We start from the raw sequence: 20,439 nt of genomic DNA, 5'->3' as shown, positions 1-20,439 counted from the left end.
CCCCCCTCAGGGGGCGGGGGTGAGTCGCAGCGCGAGTTCGGGGCAGACCTTGACCGCCTTGCGCGCGCCCTCGCGCAGCCAGGTCGGCACGGGGGTGGGCGGGAAGGCGGGGTAGCCGTTCCCGTCGAGCCGGATGAAGTCCGGCACCACGTGCGCGCACAGCCCGTGCCCGTCGCAGCGGGACCAGTCCAGCGTGAGCCGCTGCGGGTTCGGGTCGGGGGCGTCCGGCAGGCCCATCACCGCCCGGACCCGCCGGCCACAACCCTCGCCGGTGGTGTGCAGCCGCAGGTCCTCGGCGAACACCTCCATCGCGGAGAGCGCGAACCGGGCCGTACCGTCGGGGTGGCTGCACGCCCCGCGCCCCTTCACGTCGCCGGCGGCGGCGCGGACCACGTCCACCGGGGCGCTGCCGGAGACCGCCAGGTCGACGGCGCGGGCCAGGTCGGGCAGGCCCATCCGGCACGGGCCGCACTGCCCCGCGGACTCGCCCGCCAGGTAGCGCACCACCTGGGCGGCCTCACCGAGCGGGCAGGTGTCCGCGCCGAGCGGGACGAGGATGCCCGCGCCGAGGGTGCCGCCCACGGCGGCCAGCCCCTTGCGGGAGATCTCCGCCCGGTCCGCCGCCTCCCGGGTGATCCACCTGCCGTGGTAGCCGCCCGTCAGGATGCCCGGCCCGTCCGGCACCTCGCACAGGTCGAGGATCTCGCGCAGCGCGGTGCCGGCCGCGCACTCCACCACCGCCGGGCGTCCCGCCGCGCCGGTGACGGTGAGCAGCACGGTGCCGGGCTCGTCGTCGGTGCCGAGCGCCGCGTACTCGTACGGGCCGAGCCGGGCGGCGACCGCGAGCTGGGCGTACGTCTCGGCGTTGGAGAGCAGGGTGGGCAGGCCGCCGACGCCGGAGTCGCTGGAGCGGCGCTTGGTGCCCGGCGGGATGTGCGGCAGGCCGTTGATGCCGTTGACCAGGGCTCCGCCCTCGCCGGAGATGAACCGGTGCGGCACGGTGACGATGCTCGTCGGCGCCGGCATCCGGCGCTCCTCCAGCGCCTCGGTCAGGGAGTCGCGGCCCACCCCGTCGTCGGCCACCCCGACGACGATCTCCTCGGCGTCCAGCGCGTACGCGGCCAGCGCGGCGCCGTCGAGGACCAGGTGCGGGGCCCGGGTGAGCAGCACCTTGTCCTTCCAGCTCGCCGGCTCCCCCTCGGTGGCGTTGACCACCACCACCGCCGGGAGGTCCCGCCGCTCGCAGGACTCCAGGACCGCGCGGAGCTTCCTCGCGAACGGGAAGCCCGCGCCGCCCTTGCCCTTGAGCTGTACGCCCTCGGCGAGCCGGAGCAGGGTGGCCGGCTCCATCGGCCCGACCGGCCCGTGCACCTCCTCGTGGGCGGGCAGGTCGAGCCGGCCGAACTCGGCGAAGCCGGCGGTGAGCCGGGGCTCGCCGACGCACGCCACCGGAGGCACGGTCGTCCGGATCACCTCGCCTCACCCCGCAGCCCGGCCCAGTACGCCCCGTCGACGGCGTCGGCGTTGACCCGGCGGCGGCGCACCGACCGGCTTTCGCCGGCGGCCCGGCGTGCCCGCCGGGACGCGAGGTCGACCAGGGTCGGGGTGTCGTCGGCCGGCAGCGGGACCTCCTCGGGGACGTACCGGACCGGGGGCCGCCAGTAGTCCGGTTCGAGGTCCCGGTCGTCCTCGACGCTGTGCCGGCCGCCGCCGCTGCGCGGCGCGGCGGACACGGGACCGGCGGAGATCGGGTCGCTCGTCTCCCAGCGTCGGGGGCTGTCCCAGGGTTCCTCAGCCTCCTCCCGGCGGCGGGGCGGCGAGACCACTCGCCGCGCCCCGTCCCGCTCCGCACGGTCCCGGCGAGTGCTCTCGCCGGCGCGGCGGCGGCCGGTGGGGACGGGTTCCTCCTCGCCCCGCCGGCGGCCAGCCGATGCGGGCTCCTCCTCGCGTCGGAAACTGATCGACGCGGGCTCCTCCTCGCCTCGGCGCCGACCGGCCGGGGCGAGTTCCGCCGCACGTCGGCGGGGGCGTGCCGGGTCGCGGATCGTGCCGGGCTCGGGCACGGCCGGCACGGTGAACCGCTCCGGGTCGCGGCGCGGCGCGGCGGGGGCGGACCAGGTGCCGGTGACCGTGGTACCGGCGATCGTGGCGCCGGCCCAGGTCCCCGCGCGCCGCTCCGGCTCCGCCGGACGGTCGGCGCGTCGGGTCCGGCCCCGCAACAGCGACCGGCGCGGGGCGTCCTCGGCCGGCCGCCCGGCCAGGGCCTGGTTCATCGCGGCGGCCTGGTGCTGCTCCCGGCGGCGCCGGCCGAGGCTGACGGAGAGGCGGACCAGCAGCGCCAGCACGACCAGCAGGACGCAGGCGAGGTAACTCAGCAGCACCCAGGGCTTCGCGGGCCGCCCGGCGTTGAGCCCGTGCACGATGGCGAACGGCCAGGAGAGGTACGCGGCCGAGTGCAGGGTGCGCCAGAGCCACTTCGGTCCGACCCCGGCGAAGCGGGCCCGGACGACACCGGTCCAGAGCACGCTCACCATCAGCAGGGCGGCCACCGTGCCGAGGCCGACGTAGAGGCCCCGTCCACCGACGAAGGGGACCACCGCGTCGGTGCTCGCCGCCCGGCCGGTGGCGATCTTCGTGAGCACGTGGAAGACCAGCCCGGCGACGCCGAGGATGCCGGCGGCCCGGTGCGCGGACTGGAGCAGCACCCGGTGCCGGATCAGCAGCACCAGCCGGTCGGTGGCGAGCAGCCCCATCATCACGGTGAGGCTCAACGCCACGAGGGCGACGACCCCGGCGAAGAACTCGGTGAAGAAGAAGCCGTACGCGTACGCGGCCGAGCCGGCGCCGGTCAGCATGGTGGCGGCCCACAGCACGGCGAGCGCCGAGAGGGTCAGCAGGGCCACCGCGGGCCGGGACCGGGTGCGGGCCCCCCGGCTGGTGCTGGTGGTCCGGACGGTGGGCGGCTTCTGGTTCCGTTGTGCCCGGGCCATCTGCTCCTCGATCGTCTCGCGGCGGCGCACCACCGGCCGGCCCTGTTCCCCATCGAGTACGGACCGACAGGGCGGACGGATCACCGGCGCGCGGAAATTCCGCGCGCCGGCGCCGAAGCGGAGGCCCACGTGTGATCTTCAGAGGGTCTACGCCACTGAACCTCGGTCGGCGGCTGGCGGGCCGCTCGGCGTCCCCTGCTCTTGAGGAGCGCGTGTCCGGTCGTGGTCAGGCTCGATGCTCGCCGAGGACCTTGCTGAACAACGCGAGGTAGCTGTCATGAGCCAGGGACAGTTCTCCAAGCGCGTCTTCGGTGAACCACGCGATGGCGTCGTGTTCGTCCGGCGCGGCGTTGACCGGAGACCCCGTCCACGCCTCGATCAGCCAGATCTGCATGTCGAACGTGTCGGCATGAACCTCGTGCACGGGCGGACCCGACGGCGCCGCGATGTCGATGCCCAGCTCCTCTCGAAGCTCCCGGGCAAGTGCCGCGCCGGGCAGTTCCCCGGGATCCACGTGCCCACCGGGCATGTCCCAGACGTCGGGATACCAACGACGCTGAGGAGATCGGTGGCACAGCAGCACCCGGTTGTCGTCCCGCAGCAACCCCGTGACGATGCGAGCCTTGGGAGAGCCTTCCGCGGAGATCGACACAGGCGCATTGTGCCACCCGTCGTAAGCCGATCCGCGGCAACGAGGCAGGTGAGAAGGTCATCCCGGCCGGTGCGTCGAGGTCGTACCGCTGACGACGGACGATCCGGCCGGCCGGTGCGAGTCAGGCGCTGCAGACGAACGGTAGGGGGCACTATCGTTCTGACGTGCACATCCGTTTCGACGTCCCCGCCGATCCCGCCTACCCGGGCCGCGTGGCCGCTGCGCTCGGCAGTGTTCGGTTGCGTAAGTTCGGCTACGTCGGTGCGGCGCTGGTGGCGGTCGGGGCGGTCGGATTTGCCGTCTCGCGGGGGTTCTCGTGGGGTGACCGGGTCTCGTCGCTGTGCATGGCGATGGTCCTGGGTGGCCTGCTGTCGATGTTGTACTCGCCCTGGGTGCAGTGGCGGGCCCGGCGTCGCTCCGGTCGCTACGCCGTCGAGGGCGCCTACGACATCACCGACGACAACATCATGATGCGCAGCGGCTCGGAGTCCGGCGGTATCGCCTGGGACGGGGTGGCCCGGGTGCGGGACACCCCCGAGTTCTGGATCGTGTACGTCGGCCGGATGCCGGCGACCGTGATCCCACGCCGCTTGATGTCCGCTGAGGACGCGGAGACGTTGCGAGCCTTCATGGCCGATCGCGGGCTGCTCGTCGGCTCCACCTGACGGGGTCTCAGGCCGAGCCGGCACCTCTCTCGACGCCTGCCGGTGCCGCTGCTCCCTGGTTGGGCGGGGATGGCAGGCTGCCATGGTGTCTGCGGAGCCGCGCTGGCTCGACGCAACCACCTGACCGCTCGGCCGCGATGACGAGGCGACCCCGGCAGGCCGAGGCATTCACGCATGCCCATGCATTGACAGCGCTTGCAATGCGCTTGTAACCTTTCGGAAATTTTCAAGCCGTACTGCAAGATCCTGGCAGCACCCGGGCCTCCCGGCCTCGCCACCACCCCGTCCCCCAGACCCCGTCAGGAGTCCTCCATGCAGAGACATCGACGGTTGTCGGCGATCGTCGCCCTCGGCGTGATCGCCGGCCTGATCGTCCCCACCGCCGCTACCGCTCCCCCGGCCGGCGCGGCCCCGGCAGGCGGCAAGAAGGTCATCGCCAACCTCTTCGAGTGGAACTGGTCGTCGGTGGCCACCGAGTGCCGCACCACCCTCGGCCCGAAGGGCTACGGCTGGGTGCAGGTCTCGCCGCCCCAGGAGCACGTGCGGGGCACGCAGTGGTGGCTGGCGTACCAGCCGGTCAGCTACCGGATCGAGTCCCGCAAGGGCACCCGCGCGCAGTTCAAGTCCATGGTCGACACCTGCCACGCCGCCGGGGTGAGGGTGGTCGTCGACGCGGTCGTCAACCACATGTCCGGGCAGGACAACGGCGGCACCGGCTGGGCCGGCTCGGCGTACGGGCACTACGACTATCCGGGGATCTACCAGACGCAGGACTTCCACCACTGCGGCCGCAACGGCGGCGACGACATCGCCAACTACAACGACCGGTGGGAGGTGCAGAACTGCGAGCTGGTCAACCTCGCCGACCTGAAGACCGAGTCGGACTACGTCCGGACGAAGATCGCCGGCTACCTCAACGACCTGCTCTCCCTGGGCGTCGACGGCTTCCGGATGGACGCCAGCAAGCACATGCCGGCCGCCGACATCGCCGCCATCAGGGGCAAGCTGTCCCGCTCGGCGTACATCGTGCAGGAGGTCATCCACGGCGCCGGTGAGCCGATCCAGCCGGGCGAGTACACCGGCAACGGCGACGTGCACGAGTTCCGCTACGGCAAGGACCTGGCCCGGGTCTTCCGCTCCGAGAAGCTCGCCTACCTGCGTAACTTCGGCGAGGGCTGGGGGCACCTGCCCAGCGCGTCGGCGGCCGTCTTCGTGGACAACCACGACACGCAGCGCGACGTCGGCGGGGTGCTGACCTACCGCGACCGGGGCATCTACGCGCTGGCCAACGCGTTCATGCTCGCCTGGCCGTACGGCTCCCCGACGGTGATGTCGAGCTACACGTTCAGCCAGCGCGACCAGGGCCCGCCCTCGGACGGCTCCGGGCGGACCCTGAACGCCACCTGCTACTCCGGGTGGGAGTGCGAGCACCGCTGGCCGGTCATCGCCAACATGGTCGGCTTCCGCAACGCCACCGAGGGCGCCGGCGTCGTCAACTGGTACGACAACGGCAACAACCACATCGCCTTCGGCCGGTCCGGCAAGGGCTACGTCACGATCAACGACGAGGACTCCGCGGTCAACGGCCGGTCCTACCAGAGCGGGCTGCCGGCCGGCCGCTACTGCGACGTCGTCCACGGCACCTTCAGCAACGGCACGTGCAGCGGGCCGGTGATCACCGTGGACGGCGGCGGCTGGTTCGCCGCGAACGTGCCCGCGCACGACGCGATCGCCATCCACGTGGGCGCGCGACTGAGCTGAGGCTCCACCTCTGCGGACCCCGTCCCGACCGGCATTCCGGCCGGGACGGGGTTTCGCCGCCGTTCACCCGTTACAGTTAGTTTGTGTGTTTTGACCGAATGAACCGGCGACACGTCCGCGCGCTGGCCGCCGCCGTCGGCGTACCCCTGCTCCTGCTGGCCGGCGGGGCCACCGGCTGGATGCTGACCCCCGGGGCCGAGCCCACCGCGCCGCCGGTCGTCGTCGGGCCACCCGCGCCGACCGGCGCGGCCCCGACCAGCGCCGCGCCGGAGCGGGTACCCGTCGCCGCGCCCGCGCCGGACGACCTGCCGGTGGTCGACTACGGCCCGGCGCCCACCGGCTTCCCGGCCGATCGGGACACGATGGACACCACGCCGCTGACCGAGGGCCTGCACCCGACCCGCCGCATCGCCGCCTACACCGCCCCCGGCGGCCGGCCGCTGGCGTTCCTCGACCCCACCATCAGCGGCGTCGAGCTGACCATGCCGATCGCCCAGCGGCGGGCCGGCTGGACGGCGGTGCTGCTCCCGTCGGCCAACCGCACGCTCGCCTGGCTGCCGCCCGGCGGCCACACCACCGTGGCGCTGGCCGACCAGATCGTGATCGAACGCAGGCACCACCGCCTCACCTGGTACCGCGCCGGCCGGGCCGTGCGCAGCTGGGAGGTCAGCCTCGGCCAGCGCGGCCAGGAGACCCCGCTGGGCCGGACCTTCATCCTGGGCCGCACCCCGCCGCCGCAGAGCGTGTACGGGGGCGTCGACATCTACGCCCTCGGCTCGGTGCCCGACGACCCCGACTCGGTGCCGGCCGGCCTGCGCGGGGCGCACATCGGCATCCACAGCTGGTACCACGACGGCGAGCTGGGCCGGAACACCACGAACGGCTGCATCCGGCTCACCAGGAGCGGCCAGCGGGAACTGCTGGCCGAGGTGCGCCCCGGCAGCGAGGTGGTGGTGGTCGACGAGCTGCCCACCCCGCCCCCGACGGCCTGACGGTTCCGTTCGCCGGCACCCACGGCCGGCCGGCAGGTCCCCGGATCGCGTCGCCCTCGGGTCAGGGAGCGACCCGCTCGTCCAGGGCGGCCGGCGAGGACCGGCGCGGCAGGGGCGGGCGCGTCTGCCCGGCCAGCTTGCGCCACAGGAACTCCAGCGTCAGCGCCCAGACGAAGGCACGCTGCTCGTTGTTCGCCGCCGCGCCGTGCCCGCCCTCGACGTTCTCGTAGTAGGACACGTCGTGGCCGTGCTCGCGCAGCCGGGCCGCCATCTTGCGGGCGTGCCCGGGATGCACCCGGTCGTCGCGGGTCGAGGTGACGAGCAGGACCGGCGGGTACGCCCGGTCGCCGTCGACGTTGTGGTACGGCGAGTACCCGCGCAGGAACTCCCAGTCGGCCGCCACGTCCGGGTCGCCGTACTCGGCCATCCACGAGGCGCCGGCCAGCATCCGGTGGTAGCGCCGCATGTCGAGCAACGGCACGTGCGCGACGACGGCCCCGAAGAGCGACGGATGGCGGGTCAGCATCACGCCCATCAGCAGCCCACCGTTGCTGCCGCCCTCGATGCCGAGCGTCTCCGGCGTGGTGATGCCCCGGGCCACCAGGTCCGCCGCCACCGCCGCGAAGTCCTCGTACGCCCGGGGCCGGTTCTCCCGGATCGCGGCGCGGTGCCACCGGGGGCCGTACTCCCCGCCGCCCCGGATGTTCGCGACCACGTACGTGCCGCCCCGGGCCAGCCATCCCCGGCCGATCATCCCGCTGTAGCCCGGGGTCAGGGAGATCTCGTACCCGCCGTAGCCGGTGAGCAGCGTCGGACCGGCGGGCGCGTCCGGGTCCCCGACCACGAAGTACGACACCCGCGTGCCGTCGGCCGAGGTGGCGAAGAACTGGCGTACCGCCAGGCCGTCCGCGTCGAAGGACGCCGGCGCCCGCTTGAGCGTCTCGACCGCCCCGCCGACCTGCCCGAGGCGCAGCGTCGCCGGCTGGAGGAACCCCTCCGAGGCGAGCAGGTAGGCGTCGTCGTTGTCCGGGTCGGTGTCCACGATCTCGCTGTGGTCGAACTCCGGCACCCCGGGCAGCGGCTCCCGCCGCCAGCCCTCGCCGTCGGGCGTCAGCACCTCCAGCCGGCTGCGCACGTCGACGAGGGTGGCCAGGATCAGCCGGTTACGGGTCCAGGACCAGCCGCTGAGCGCCGTACGGTCGTCGGGCCGGAAGAGCACCGTCAGCTCCCGCCCACCGGCGAGGAACGCGTCGAACCGGGTCGCCAGCAGGGCGCCCGCGGGGTGGGTCACCCCGGCCACCGGCCACGGCGAGCGCAGCCGGATCAGCAGCCACTCCCGGTGCACGTCCCACTGGGCGTCCTCCGGCACGGCGATCGGGACCCGCTCGCCCGCCCCGGTCAGGAGGGAATTCTCCGTACGGTAGAAGTCCAGCCGGCGGCCCACGAAGTCGCGCTCGAACCCCGGCGTGGGGTCGTGCGTGGCGTACACGACGACGTCGTCCGCGTGCCCCTCGTAGACGACGTCGGCCTCGGCGAGCGGCGTGCCCCGCCGCCACCGCTTGGCGAGGCGCGGATAGCCGGAGGAGGTCAGCGAGCCCGGCCCGAAGTCGGTGGCGACGTAGACGTGGTCGACGTCGATCCAGCAGACGTCGCTCTTCGCCTCGGGCAGCGTGAAGCCGTCCTCGACGAAGACGCGGCGGTCGAGGTCGAACTCCCGCACCACGACCGCGTCGCCCCCGCCCAGGGAGAGGCTGACCAGGGCGCGCCCGTAGCCGGGCCGCAGGACCGTCGCCCCGCCCCAGACCCAGTTCTCGCCCTCCTCGGCGGCCAGCGCGTCCAGGTCGAGCAGCACGTCCCACTCCGGCTCCGGCCGGCGGTACTGCTCCAGGGTCGTCCGTCGCCAGACCCCGCGCGGGCGCACCGCGTCGGTCCAGAAGTTGTAGTAGAGGTGGTCGCCGCGCCACCCGGGGTAGGGGATGCGGTCGTCCGCGTCGAGCACCTCCCGCAACCCGGCGCGCAGGGCGGCGAAGGCGTCGCCGCCGGTCAGGGCGGCGACGGTCTCCGCGTTGCGGTCCCGCACCCACCGCGCGGCGTCCGCACCATCAAGATCTTCCAGCCAGAGGTACGGATCGTCGGTCTCCACGGTCAACCTCGCCACCCCGCCACTATGCCCGAAGAGCGGCCCGGTCAGAACTGCGCGACCCAGTACGGGGAGAGGTCCATCCAGCCGTTGGCGGCGGCGCCGTACTTCCGGCCGCTGCTGGCGGTGCTCAGGGTGTACCAGGCGTCCACGAAGTCCGGGTCGTCGGTGTACCAGGAGGTGGGGATGGCGTCGAGGATCGCGTTGACCACCGGGGTGTACGCGCCACCGTCCACGATCACCAGAAGGGCGCCCGCGATGGCCTTGACCAGGGCCGCGTAGTTGGTGTCCCCGTCGTCCTCCATCATGACCACGTCGGCCAGGTTGTACTTGTACGAGGAGAAGTGCACCAGCAACTGGTTCGGCTGGTAGGTGGTGCCGTCGTGATCCAGGTACGGCATCTGCACGAGGTCGACCTTGACTTTGCCGTCCAACCCGAACCCGGCCACGAGGTTGTAGATCTCCGCGTCCCCCTTGATCCAGGGCTCCTCGTCGTCGCTCAGCCGGACCGCGTCGACCTTGGTGGCCCAGTAACCGGCCGACGCGGTCGCCCCGGAGGCGCGGGTCGCCGGACGCGCCGGAGCCGCCCGGCCGATGCCCCTCTCGCCCAGCTCCTGGCGCATCATCGCCAGCCCCGCGGTGAGCGCCCGCTCGGTGTCCACGTCCACCACGAGCACCGGCTGCCGCGGCACCCGTGTGGCATCCAGCACCACCGTGCCGCCGGAGCGGTCGTAGGCGGTCACGCTCGTCGCCGAGTCGTCGGGCGGGGTGGCGGCCACCAGCGGCGCTTCGCCGCGGGCCAGCGCCGCGCGCATGTCCGGGTGGGCCAGCCGCAACCGCAACAGCGAGCCGGTGCCGCCCGGCAGGCCCTTGGCGACCAGCAGTCGCTGGTTGGCGGCGCGGAGTTGGCCGGCGAGCCGGGCGTCGACGCCGGCGGCGAGCAGGTCGACCGGGCCGTTCACGGCGGAGCCGCCCAACCGGGTCAGCTCGGACCGACCGGTGAGGGCCACCTGACGGGCCACGCCGTCGGTGATGGCGAACACCGGGCTGGCGACCGCCGGGGCCGGTGCGGGGTGGTCGGGCCGGGCGTACGCCGGGGTGCCGGTCGCTGCGACCAGGGTGGTCGTCGCGATGCCGAGTGACAGGACGGCGCGGCGGAAGGTGCGTCGGTTCACATGGACTCCTCTGCGTCTCCCGGCCATCGGCTCGTGGCGGCGACCGAAAGATTGACGACGATGACTAAATAGGTATACGTCCACGGGGGAGCCGTCAACGTCGCCGTAAGCAGTTGATTACGTACCGCAGCTCAGACAGCCACGAACCGGACCGGCTTCGGCGGCGCAGGTCGCCGCCGTCCTCGCGCACGATGACGGCGCCGCCGGGGCGGACGAGGTGCAGCTTCTCCTCGCGCTCCAGGCGGGTCGACGCGCGCTCGGTGAGCTTGACCGGCGGGTCCGCCCCCGCAGCACCTCGCGTACCGCGCGGGTCATCTCGAAGCGCTGGCCGACCTGCGCGTCGCCGGGCGCACATCCCCGCGGGCCGGCGGCACGGTGGGGAAACCCGCGATCAGCGGCCGAGAAAATCTGGTCTCCCGAGACTAGACATTCTTGGTGGGGCTGGGTAGTGTTGCCTCCGTTGACGACAGAGATCGGTTAAAGACGCTGACGAGAGCAGGAGCGTCGAAGCAGGGCCCGGAACTTCTCGCGGCCCGCTCGGCAACTGCGGTGGAACCACATCACCGCGCGCAACACGGCAAGTGCAGGACAAGACCTTGACGTAACTCCAGGTCAGGGCAGACCGCAGGCAGGGCCGATGCAAGGTTCGGGGCTCCGCCTGATGCAGCAAGGATCCGCCGCACATGTGCGGGGCCATGAAGTCGCGTGGGGCTCCGGCATCGGCGGACAGCAACCGTAGGCAATGCAAGAAGAGGAAAGGGAGGGCTGGACGCCGTTGGATCGCCCACTGTCAGGACGTAGTGCAAGTTCTGAGGTGGACGCCGTAGTCCCATCGAACGTGAGGTGGTCTCCGGTCACGCTTATGCGATCCTCGCACCGCCTGCCGATAGCGGCACGGTGCGGAAACGAGAACCCGACGAACCTGTCGGTGGATGGTGTACTCAACCCGTAACCCTGGGCCCCGGCGCGTGTTGCGCCGGGGCCCTCGTTCGCGAAGAGGAATGTATGGCCCAACCCGACGACATGCTCAACGACGACGACTACCCCGCCTACACCATGGGCCGCGCCGCCGAGATCGTGGGCGCCTCGCAGGATTTCCTGCGCCGCCTCGACGAGGCGAAGCTGATCATCCCGTTCCGCTCCGCCGGCGGACATCGCCGCTACTCCCGCTACCAACTGCGCCTGGCCGCACGGGCCCGGGAGATGGTCGACCAGGGCACCGCCCTCGAAGCCGCCTGCCGGATCATCATCCTCGAAGACCAGCTGGAAGAGGCCCTCCAGCACAACCGCGACCACCAGTGCCGCCAGCAGGCCGGCGCTACCTGACCCCGCGCCGCACGGTCCTTCTCCACCACGAGAAGGACCGTCTGCCGCACCCCGAAGAACCTGCGGATGTCGCGCCGCCAGGACAGGGACACACGCAGGGAGACCAGGGGCTGTTACCCGCCTGTGCTACGGTCTCCTTGTTGCAGTTTTGATTTCCGTAGACGTTTCCGGCGCCTGATGGGGTTATCTGAAACCTCATCCAGGCGCTCTTTTCGTTTGTCGTGTCGGTTCGGCGCGGGCGATCAACGCGGCGGCGCAAGAGTCCGCACACCGTGCGGTCTCCAACAGCCTGCGAAGGAGCAGACATGGCTACAGGTACCGTGAAGTGGTTCAACGGCGACAAGGGCTTCGGCTTCATCGCCCAGGACGGCGGCGGCCCCGACGTCTTCGCCCACTTCTCCGCGATCGCATCGAGTGGCTTCCGCAGCCTCGATGAGAACCAGCGGGTGGAGTTCGACATCACCCAGGGCCAGAAGGGCCCGCAGGCGGAGAACATCCGCTCGCTCTGATCCCCATTCTGCGGACGGCGGCCCGACTGGTTCAGCGGGCCGCCGTCCGTCATTTCCGCTGGCGGTGGGCCTGAGCGCTGACCACGCCGAGTTCCGGCGCAGCAACCGGCCAGGACCTCGTAATCGGACGGTCCGCCCGTCGCGGCATCGGCCAGCATGGCCTTCCGAACTGGCATGGGCGCGACGATCGCGGGTAGTACCCGAAACATGAGGGCGAGTTTCCGGCTCGGCCGGATCGCGGGCGTACCGGTCGGGGTCAACTGGAGCGTCCTGGTCATCTTCGCGCTGATCGCCTGGGGGCTGTCGGCCAACCAGTTCCCCCGGGCCTACCCGGACCGGCCGGTCGCCGCGTACGTCCTGGCGGGGCTCGCGGCGGCGGTGGTCTTCTTCCTCGGCCTGCTCGCCCACGAGGTGTCTCACGCGATCGTCGCCAAGCGCAACGGGCTGGAGGTCGGCGGGATCACCCTCTGGCTCTTCGGCGGGGTGGCCGAGCTGCGCGGCGAGGCGCGCGACCCGGGCGCGGAGCTGCGCATCGCCGGCGTCGGCCCGCTGGTGAGCCTGCTGATCGGGCTCTTCTTCGGCGCGATCGCGGTCGTGCTCGCCGTGGCCGGGGTGCAGGGGCTGCTGCTGGGCTCGCTGGCCTGGCTGGCCGGCATCAACGTGCTGCTGGCGGTCTTCAACGCGCTGCCGGCCGCCCCGCTGGACGGCGGGCGGCTGCTGCGCGCCGCCGTGTGGAAGGCGACCGGCGACCGGACGAAGGCCTCGGTCGTCGCCGCCCGGGCCGGCTGGGTCCTCGGCGCGGTGCTGATCGGGCTGGGGCTGTGGCAGTTCCTGGCCGGCGTCGGCTTCGGCGGGCTGTGGCTGGCCCTGATCGGTTGGTTCCTGATCGGCGCCGCCGGCATGGAGGAGCGGCAGGCCCGGATGGGCAGCGCGCTTCAGGGCATCCGGGTGGCCGACGTGATGACGCCGCAGCCGCAGACCGCGTCGGGGCAGATGACGGTGGGCGACTTCGTCGACCACTACCTCTTCGCGTACCGGCACACGGCGCTGCCGCTGACCGAGGACGACCGGCCCGTCGGCCTGGTCACCCTCGACCGGGTGCGCGGCATCCCGGCGGACCGCCGGGCCGGCACCACGCTGGCCGAGGTGGCCTGCCGCGCCGACGAGCTGGTGCTCGCCCGGCCGGACGAGCCGCTCAACGAACTGCTCCCCCGGCTCAGCGAGTGCGCCGACGGCCGCGCGCTGGTGGTGGCCGACGGCCGCCTCGTCGGGATCGTCTCGCCGAGCGACATCAGCCGGGCGGTGCAGCGCGGCAGCCTCCGCGATCAGATGGCCGGCAACCGGCACTGACCGGGAGCGGGCCGCCGGGGAACGGACGGGCGGCCGGCACCGGACGGTCGCGGGATCAGCGCGTCCCGGCCGCCAGCAGCCCGCGCAGCCAGGCGCGGGTCCAGGCGGCGATGGTGAACGAGTCGGTGATCGTCCCGTCGCTGATCAGCTCGCCGACCCGCGCCGGCGGGTGGGCCCGGGGCGCCCGGATGCCCTCCGCCGCGCCGACCGGCCCCAGCTCGGCGATCTCGGCGAGATAGAGGCGGACGGCGTCGGTCGCGGTGCCGGTGTCGGGGTGCACCTCACCGAGGTCGACCAGGCGGGTCGGCGCCACCCCCAGCTCCTCGCGCAGCTCCCGGACGGCCTGCTCCTCGGCGGCCACCCCGGCCTCGCCGAACCCCCGGGGCGCCTCCAGGTGCCAACGCCTGGTGGCGTGCCGGAAGTGCTCGACCAGCACGACCCCGCCGTCGAGCACCGGCAGCAGCACGACCCCGTCGGCGCCGCCCGTGGGCAGCTTCCGGACGTACGTCCCGACGGCCCCGCCCGGGAGGCGGACCGGGTCGCGCAGCAGCGTCACGTACTCGTCCCGGTAGACCACCCCCGTCCGGCTCCACTCGACCGGCAGGCCACGGGCCCGCAGCGCCGCCGCCTTGGCGCGTTCCGCCGCCGCCACCTGTTCCACCCCGTCGAGGATCTCGACCGCCGCGTCCGGCGGGTTGGTGAAGTACTCGGGCCGCCGCCTGCGCAGCTCGGCGTACTCGCCCCGCTCGTCAGTCACCGTCGTCCCCCTCCGGCCGGTCGATGTTCGCCTCGTTGCCCTCCTCGTCGCCGTCCGACACCGGGAAGCCCATCTCCCGCAGCCGGCGCACGAGTTCCCGCCAATCCTCCCCGGCCCGCTGGAGACGTACCCGCATGACGTCGATACCGGTGCCCAGTTCGCGCCCCGCCCGCCGCTGGTCCCGCCCCACCACGGCGAACCGGACGACGGCCGTCGCCCCGCGCGCGGCGACCTCGGTGGCCACCTCCCCGACCAGTTCCACCCGTGGGTCGCCGTCGAACACGATCGAGACGCTGCTCCCCATCACCTCGACGGTCACCCGGATCACGGGCTCCCAGGCGTTGATCCGGTCCAGCCGCCGCTCGCCCACGATGTCGGTGAGCCGCCGGGCCAGTGCGACGTAGCGGTCGTACACCTGCTGGGAGCGGGTGACGAAGTCGAGCGGCTCGTCCAGCAGGGCCCGGAGGCTCTCCACGTACCCCCGCCACTCGTCGGTCCGGCGGGCCTGGTGCACGTGGTGCAGTTCGAGGCCGGTCAGGTCGATCCGCAGCGGGAGCTGCACCAGGTCGAAGGCGTACGGCCGCAGCGTCCGCAGCAGGCCGAGCAGGTCGTCCATGTCGCGCTCCGGGGGCCGCTCCCGCCGGTACTCCTGCATCGCCGTGCGGCGCAGCGAGTCCGCCGGGATGAGCGCGAAGCCGTCGACGGCGTCCGGCAGGGCCGTGTTGTAGCGCAGGTCGACGAGCTGCTTGAGCTCGGCGACCAGGGGCCCGGCGCGGAACATCCCGTCGGCCGGGTTGGTGTCGGGCTCCATCAGGAACTCCCGGTAGAAGCCCTCCCGGTCGGCCTGCTCGGCGCTGAGGGCCCACATAGCCACCTCCTGCAACCGGCGCTTGAGCAGCGGCAGGCTGTCGTCGTCCAGCCGGAGGTCCCGCTGGAGCTCCGCCAGGTTGAACGCCGGCAGCTGGAGCAGGAAGCGACGGAACTCGGCGATGATGCAGCGCTCGGTGAGCAGCCGGTTCTGCGCGTCGTCCCAGGACAGGCGCAGGCAACGGACGGTGTCGACCTCGTCGAGCACGCGTACCCACGCCGACCAGCCCGCCGAGTCGACGCCGAACCGCGGCTCCGCCACCGGAGTGCGCTCGGACAGCAGGAACGGAACGAGCACGCTCTCGTCGAGCAACGCGCGGAAGGCGTCCCGCTGGGGACCCTCGGTGGTGAAGTCCTGGTGGACGACGGGGTTGTTGAAGAAGTACGCCCGGTTCACCACGACCTGCTCGGCGTTGAGGATCGAGCGTAGGTACTCGGCGCGCGCGTCGCGTCGACGCGAGCGCTCGACGTCCCGGTACGACAGCCGCCGGCTCAGCATCCGTTCGAGCAGGTCCTGGGTCACCCACTGGTTGTCCAGGCACTGGGCCACGACGGTGATGGGGGCGAGGTCGCGGTTGTCGATCGGCGTCAACCGGTCGCCGGCGCCGGCCAGATCCGGGGACATGTTTCTCCTCTGTGGACACGACTGGGTCGTCAGAGGCAACCACGGGAACCCGGTTGTCGGAAAGCCGTCGGACGCGCCGAGGCAAACATCCGACACTTGACCGGACCGCTCCCCCGGCCTCCGCCCGTCAGGGCCGCGGGAGGTACGCGTCGAGCAGGTCGGTGCGGAACGTGCCGGCCGGGTCGAGCCGGCACGCCAGGTCGAGGAAGTCGGCGTACCGGGGCAGGGCCGCGGCGACCGCCGCCGGGGCGAGGCCGAAGACCTTCCCCCAGTGCGGGCGCGGCGCGAACGGCGCGAGCCGCTGCTCCACCGCCGCCACCACCGGCAGCACCGCCGCCGCGTCGGCGGTCCAGGTGAAGTGGATGGCCAGGCTGTCCCGCCCGTGGTTCGGGCTGAGCCACAGCCCGTCGGCGGCCACCGCCCGCAGCTCGCAGACCTGGAGCACCGGCGCGATCAGGTGCGCCACCGGATCGAGCGCGGCCAGCGCCGCCGACGCCGAGCCGCGCGGCACGTGGTACTCCGACTGCAACTCCGCCCCGCTGCTGGGCGTGAACCCCAGCCGGAAGTGCGGCAGCCGTTCGTGCCACGGGCCCGGCTCGCCGAGCTGCGGGGTGCAGTTCCGCGCGGGCATGCCCGGCACCGGGTGCCGCGGCGCGTCGGCCGCCGTCGTGCCGAGCCAGTCCGCCGGTAGCGGGGCCGCGTCCGCGCGCTGCTTCACCCACACCTCCCGCAGCCGCGGCGACCGCCAGTCGGTGAAGACGCTGACGCTGTACGCCGAGGCGAACGCCGCGTCCAGCGCCGCGCGGGACAGGCCGAGGCGGACGTGCTGGCGGATCTCGAAGGTCGGCACCACGTCCAGGGTGACCCGGGTGACGACGCCCAGCGCGCCCAGCGACACGACCATCCCGGCGAAGGTGTCCCCGTCGGCCGCCCGGTCCACGGTCAGCAGGTCGCCGCCGGCGGTGACCAGTTCCAGGCCGGCGACCGCGCTGGCCAGGTTGCCGATCGTCTCCCCCGAGCCGTGGGTGCCCGTGGCGACCGCCCCGGCGACCGAGATGTGCGGCAGCGAGGCGAGGTTGGCCAGGGCGTGTCCGCGCGCGTGCAGCCAGGCCGCGAGGTCCCCGTACCGCATGGCGGCCGGCACGGTGACGGCCCGGCGGTCCGGGTCGAGCGCGACGGTCGCGGGCAGCCCGGCCAGCGAGACCAGGTCGCCGGTGGTGTCGCCGAGGCGGTTGAACGAGTGCCCGGTGCCCACCACCCGGAGGCGGTCGCTGCCCGCCACCAGCCGGCGCAGCTCGTCGAGCGAGGAGGGGCGGTGGTGGCGGCGGGCGGCGTAGCGGACGTTGCCCGCCCAGTTGTGCCGCGGCCCGGCCCCGGCGGTGGTCACGGGGTGCGGTGGCGGTCGGCGGCCGGGGCCCCGCCGAGCGCGTCGACGAAACGGTCCCCGGCGTGCCGGGTCAGCGCCGCCGCCACCTCGGCGGGCCTCTCCCGCACCCGCGCCAGGTCCAGCAGCTCCACCGCGGCCCGGCCGTCGACCGGGTGGTGCGCGTCGGCCGGCAGGTCGGCCAGCGCGCCCGGCGCGGGGACCAGCAGCAGTCGAGGCGTCGACGGCAGCCCCTGCCGGGCGGGCGGCCGGGCCAGCGCCAGCGCCGCCACCTCCGTCCACTCGATCGTGCGGCGCAGCCCGGGTCGGCGGACGTTCAGGCCGTCGGCGCCGATGACGAACCGGAACGGGCGCAGCAGGCCGACCAGCACGCCCCCGCCCAGCAGCACGGCGCCGACGGCGACCAGCCGGCGCAGCAGCACGTGCTCCCCCGGCAGCGCCAGCAGCACCGCGCCCCCGATCACGCAGGCCAGGGGCAGCACCAACGCCCCCCGGTTGCGGTGCAGTTCCATGTCGTACCCCCGTTCGACACCGTGGTCGTCGGGACGCATCATCCGACGAGCACCGGCGGGACGGAAACCGGTCGATCGGGCACGGTTACCGCGCCCCCGTCGGGGAACCCTACGCCGATGAGCAGCTACCGTGATCCCGCCCCGCGGGGCGACGTGTTCCCCTCCGAGGAGGAGATCGACCCGACCGGCATCGGACAAATGTCGTCGGCCGGGGCGTACCCGGCGGGCACCACGCCCCGCCCCAAGCCGGCGCCGCCGCCGACGCCCCCGCCACGCCCGGTGCCCCATCCGGGGCCGGCGCCCAAGGTGGGCCACGCCTGACGGCCGGCACGACGGGGCCGCCGCCCCGCGCGCGACTTCCCGCCGTCGTCGGCGCAGGAGGTCGACGCGGTGGTGGGGCGGCGGTTGCCCGCCGGTTCAGAGCTGGGGCTTCACCTCGGCGGCGACCAGCTCCAGGTGGTCGAGGTCGGCCAGGTCGAGCACCTGGAGGTAGAGCCGCTCGCTGCCGATCTCGGCGTACCGGCCGATCTTGTCGACCACCTCGGCGGGGGTGCCCGCGAGGCCGTTCTCGCGCAGCTCGTCCGGCTCCCGGCCGATCGCGGCGGCCCGGCGGGCCACCTCGGCGTCGTCCCGCCCGCAGCAGAGCACCAGGGCGTTGGACCAGCGCAGCTCGCCCGGGTCGCGGCCGGTCTCGGCGCAGGCGGCCCGGACCCGGTCGAACTGGGCGGCGGAGTCCTCGACCGAGGCGAACGGCAGGTTGAACTCGTCGGCGTAGCGGGCGGCCAGGCGGGGCGTGCGCTTCGGGCCCATGCCGCCGAGCAGGATCGGTGGGCGCGGGTCCTGCACCGGCTTCGGCAGTGCGGGCGAGTCGCTGACCGGGTAGTACGTCCCGGCGAAGTCGAAGGTCGCGCCGGGCGGCGTCGCCCAGAGCCCCGTGACGACCGCGAGCTGCTCCTCCAGCCGGTCGAAGCGCTCCCCCAGCGACGGGAAGGGAATCCCGTACGCGGTGTGCTCCTCGGCGTACCAGCCGGTGCCGATGCCCAGCTCGACCCGGCCGCCGCTCATCTGGTCGACCTGCGCGACGGTGATGGCCAGCGGGCCGGGCAGCCGGAAGGTGGCGGCGGTCATCAGCGTGCCCAGCCGGATCCGCCGGGTGTCCCGGGCCAGGCCGGCGAGCGTGGTCCACGCGTCCGTCGGGCCGGGGTCGCCGCTCACCGCGCCCATCTTCAGGTAGTGGTCGGAACGGAAGAAGGCGCCGTAGCCGGCCTCCTCCGCGCAGCGGGCCACGGCGAGCAGGTCGTCGTACGTCGCGCCCTGCTGAGGTTCGGTGAAGATCCGCAGTTCCATGCTTCGAGCATAGGGAGCGGGCCGGGTCGGCGTGCCGTTCCGGCCCTTCCCCGGGCGGCGGCACCGGGTGGATGCCCATCGCGCGAAGTGGCGGGGATCCGATAGCGGCGAGCCTGGCCCCGGGTCGCCCGCCGGTCCAGAGTGGAGGCCGAGCGACGAGGCGAGGAGGAACCCATGGAGGACCAGCACCCCGACGGGCTGACGGGGGCGGTGGACGCGCTGCTCCCGGAGGTGTCCCGCCGGGCCGGGGAGATCGAGGCGGCCCGGGGGCTGCCCGCCGATCTGCTCGACTCGCTGCGGGCGGCCGGCTGCTTCCGGATGTTCGTCCCCCGCAGCCACGGCGGGTACGAGGCGGACCTGCGCACCGGGCTGCGGGTGCTGGAGTCGCTGGCCCGGGCCGACGGCTCCACCGGGTGGACGGTGATGATCGGCGCCGAGACGCCGCACCTGGTGGCGATGCTCTCCCGCGACCGGTTCGACAAGGTCTACGCCGACGGGCCGGACGTGGTCGTCGGGGGCGGGTTCGCCCCGCAGGGGCACGCCGAACCGGTCGACGGCGGCTTCCGGGTCACCGGCCGGTGGGCGTTCGCGAGCGGCGCCCGGCACGCCGACTGGATCTTCGGCAACTGCGTGCTGGCCGGGGACGCCGGGCCGGCGGAGGCACCGCCGGCGATGCGCTCCATGCTCTTCCCGGCCTCCCGGGTCACCGTGCACGACACCTGGCACGTGCTCGGCCTGCGCGGCACCGGCAGCCACGACATCGAGGTGGCGGACGCCTTCTGCCCCACGGAGGAGAGCTTCGACCTGTTCACCGGCGTGCCCTGCGTACCGGGGCCGGGCTTCGTGGCGCCGCTGGTCCACTTCGTCCTGCACCTCGGCGCGGTGGCGGTCGGCATCGCGCAGGGCGCGCTGGACGACATGGTCGCGCTGCTCGAGGGCGGCCGGCAGCGGCTCTACGCCCGGCAGTCGCTCGCCGACTCGCCGGCCTTCCGCCTTCAGCTCGGCCGCGCCGACCTGGACGTACGGGCCGCCCGGGCGCTGCTGCGGGACCTGGCCGACGAGCTCTGGGCCGCCTGCGCCGCCGATCCGGCGGCGATCCCCGCGCTGCACCCACGGATCTCCGCCGCGCTGCCCTGGGTGACGGAGCGGGCAGCCGCCGCGGTCGACACCTGCTACCGGGCGGCCGGCGGCGGGGCGGCCCGGGACTCGTCACCGTTGCAGCGCCGGTTCCGCGACATCCACACGTTCAGCCAGCACGCGGCGGCGGCCGAGGGCTGGCTCGCCAACAACGGCGCGCGGGTGCTCGGCCGGCCGGTGGAGCTGGCCTACTGACCCTGGGTGAAGCCCACGCGGGCGCCCTACCCGGGCGGGTGTCCCGGCTTCCGGC

General features: G+C 73.5%; 18 protein-coding genes. 8 read left to right on the top strand and 10 right to left on the bottom strand.

Annotation, left to right across the window (positions count from 1 at the left end):
* Nucleotides 1-6 precede the first annotated feature (6 nt).
* The 3 genes from EV374_RS18905 to EV374_RS18895 all read right to left on the bottom strand — a co-directional run bounded on the left by EV374_RS18905 (nt 7) and on the right by EV374_RS18895 (nt 3,642).
* The gene (locus EV374_RS18905) at nt 7-1,473 is read right to left on the bottom strand and encodes an NADH-quinone oxidoreductase subunit NuoF family protein (RefSeq protein ID WP_132237166.1); all 1,467 of its coding nucleotides are present in this window, start codon (nt 1,471-1,473) and stop codon (nt 7-9) included.
* The gene (locus EV374_RS18900) at nt 1,470-3,023 is read right to left on the bottom strand and encodes a ferric reductase-like transmembrane domain-containing protein (RefSeq protein WP_486485840.1); all 1,554 of its coding nucleotides are present in this window, start codon (nt 3,021-3,023) and stop codon (nt 1,470-1,472) included. The genes EV374_RS18905 and EV374_RS18900 overlap by 4 nt, the downstream gene beginning before the upstream one ends.
* 193 nt (nt 3,024-3,216) lie before the next feature.
* The gene (locus EV374_RS18895; protein WP_132237164.1) at nt 3,217-3,642 is read right to left on the bottom strand and encodes an NUDIX hydrolase; all 426 of its coding nucleotides are present in this window, start codon (nt 3,640-3,642) and stop codon (nt 3,217-3,219) included.
* A gap of 164 nt (nt 3,643-3,806) precedes the next feature.
* On the opposite strand from EV374_RS18895, the gene EV374_RS18890 reads away from it, so the two are divergent.
* From EV374_RS18890 to EV374_RS18880, 3 genes are all read left to right on the top strand, one after another.
* Nucleotides 3,807-4,307: a YcxB family protein gene (locus EV374_RS18890; RefSeq protein ID WP_132237162.1), complete on the top strand. Its 501-nt coding sequence runs from the start codon at nt 3,807-3,809 to the stop codon at nt 4,305-4,307.
* Between the two features lie 312 nt (nt 4,308-4,619).
* Nucleotides 4,620-6,068: an alpha-amylase gene (locus EV374_RS18885; RefSeq protein WP_132237160.1), complete on the top strand. Its 1,449-nt coding sequence runs from the start codon at nt 4,620-4,622 to the stop codon at nt 6,066-6,068.
* A 98-nt stretch (nt 6,069-6,166) separates the two neighbouring features.
* The gene (locus EV374_RS18880; protein ID WP_132237372.1) at nt 6,167-7,060 is read left to right on the top strand and encodes a L,D-transpeptidase family protein; all 894 of its coding nucleotides are present in this window, start codon (nt 6,167-6,169) and stop codon (nt 7,058-7,060) included.
* Between the two features lie 61 nt (nt 7,061-7,121).
* Here the strand turns inward: EV374_RS18880 and EV374_RS18875 are convergent, their stop codons facing one another.
* Entirely contained in the window at nt 7,122-9,218 is a 2,097-nt protein-coding gene (locus EV374_RS18875; RefSeq protein ID WP_486485839.1) for a prolyl oligopeptidase family serine peptidase, read from the bottom strand.
* 29 nt (nt 9,219-9,247) lie between these two features.
* Entirely contained in the window at nt 9,248-10,375 is a 1,128-nt protein-coding gene (locus EV374_RS18870) for a DUF3103 family protein (protein WP_486485838.1), read from the bottom strand.
* A gap of 1,005 nt (nt 10,376-11,380) precedes the next feature.
* Between EV374_RS18870 and EV374_RS18865 the strand changes: the two genes are divergently transcribed.
* From EV374_RS18865 to EV374_RS18855, 3 genes are all read left to right on the top strand, one after another.
* A complete protein-coding gene (locus EV374_RS18865) occupies nt 11,381-11,701 on the top strand; it encodes a MerR family transcriptional regulator (RefSeq protein WP_132237156.1) in 321 nt (106 codons plus the stop codon).
* A 305-nt stretch (nt 11,702-12,006) separates the two neighbouring features.
* Nucleotides 12,007-12,210: a cold-shock protein gene (locus EV374_RS18860; RefSeq protein WP_132237154.1), complete on the top strand. Its 204-nt coding sequence runs from the start codon at nt 12,007-12,009 to the stop codon at nt 12,208-12,210.
* A gap of 207 nt (nt 12,211-12,417) precedes the next feature.
* Nucleotides 12,418-13,560 (top strand): site-2 protease family protein, encoded by a 1,143-nt coding sequence (locus EV374_RS18855; protein WP_132237152.1) that lies wholly within the window; start codon nt 12,418-12,420, stop codon nt 13,558-13,560.
* A 55-nt stretch (nt 13,561-13,615) separates the two neighbouring features.
* Here the strand turns inward: EV374_RS18855 and EV374_RS18850 are convergent, their stop codons facing one another.
* The 4 genes from EV374_RS18850 to EV374_RS18835 all read right to left on the bottom strand — a co-directional run bounded on the left by EV374_RS18850 (nt 13,616) and on the right by EV374_RS18835 (nt 17,747).
* On the bottom strand, nt 13,616-14,317 hold the full coding sequence (locus tag EV374_RS18850; RefSeq protein ID WP_132237150.1) for an NUDIX hydrolase: 702 nt from the start codon (nt 14,315-14,317) through the stop codon (nt 13,616-13,618).
* Nucleotides 14,310-15,809, bottom strand: coding sequence for a hypothetical protein (locus EV374_RS18845; protein ID WP_132237148.1), 1,500 nt, complete (start codon nt 15,807-15,809; stop codon nt 14,310-14,312). Before EV374_RS18845 ends, EV374_RS18850 begins: the two co-directional genes overlap by 8 nt.
* Nucleotides 15,810-15,936: 127 nt before the next feature.
* Complete coding sequence (locus tag EV374_RS18840) at nt 15,937-17,196, bottom strand: FAD-binding protein (RefSeq protein ID WP_132237146.1); 1,260 nt, start codon at nt 17,194-17,196, stop codon at nt 15,937-15,939.
* Nucleotides 17,193-17,747: a hypothetical protein gene (locus tag EV374_RS18835; RefSeq protein ID WP_132237144.1), complete on the bottom strand. Its 555-nt coding sequence runs from the start codon at nt 17,745-17,747 to the stop codon at nt 17,193-17,195. Before EV374_RS18835 ends, EV374_RS18840 begins: the two co-directional genes overlap by 4 nt.
* Before the next feature lie 75 nt (nt 17,748-17,822).
* Here EV374_RS18835 and EV374_RS18830 point away from each other — a divergent pair, with 75 nt between their 5' ends.
* Nucleotides 17,823-18,026, top strand: coding sequence for a hypothetical protein (locus EV374_RS18830; RefSeq protein WP_132237142.1), 204 nt, complete (start codon nt 17,823-17,825; stop codon nt 18,024-18,026).
* 96 nt (nt 18,027-18,122) lie between these two features.
* On the opposite strand, the gene EV374_RS18825 is transcribed toward EV374_RS18830, so the two are convergent.
* The gene (locus tag EV374_RS18825) at nt 18,123-19,052 is read right to left on the bottom strand and encodes an LLM class F420-dependent oxidoreductase (protein ID WP_132237140.1); all 930 of its coding nucleotides are present in this window, start codon (nt 19,050-19,052) and stop codon (nt 18,123-18,125) included.
* Between the two features lie 174 nt (nt 19,053-19,226).
* On the opposite strand from EV374_RS18825, the gene EV374_RS18820 reads away from it, so the two are divergent.
* Nucleotides 19,227-20,384: an acyl-CoA dehydrogenase family protein gene (locus EV374_RS18820; protein WP_132237138.1), complete on the top strand. Its 1,158-nt coding sequence runs from the start codon at nt 19,227-19,229 to the stop codon at nt 20,382-20,384.
* The last annotated feature ends 55 nt before the right edge of the window (nt 20,385-20,439 follow it).

This window comes from Micromonospora sp. CNZ303, assembly GCF_004345505.1.
This window is presented reverse-complemented; position numbering and strand designations above follow the sequence as displayed.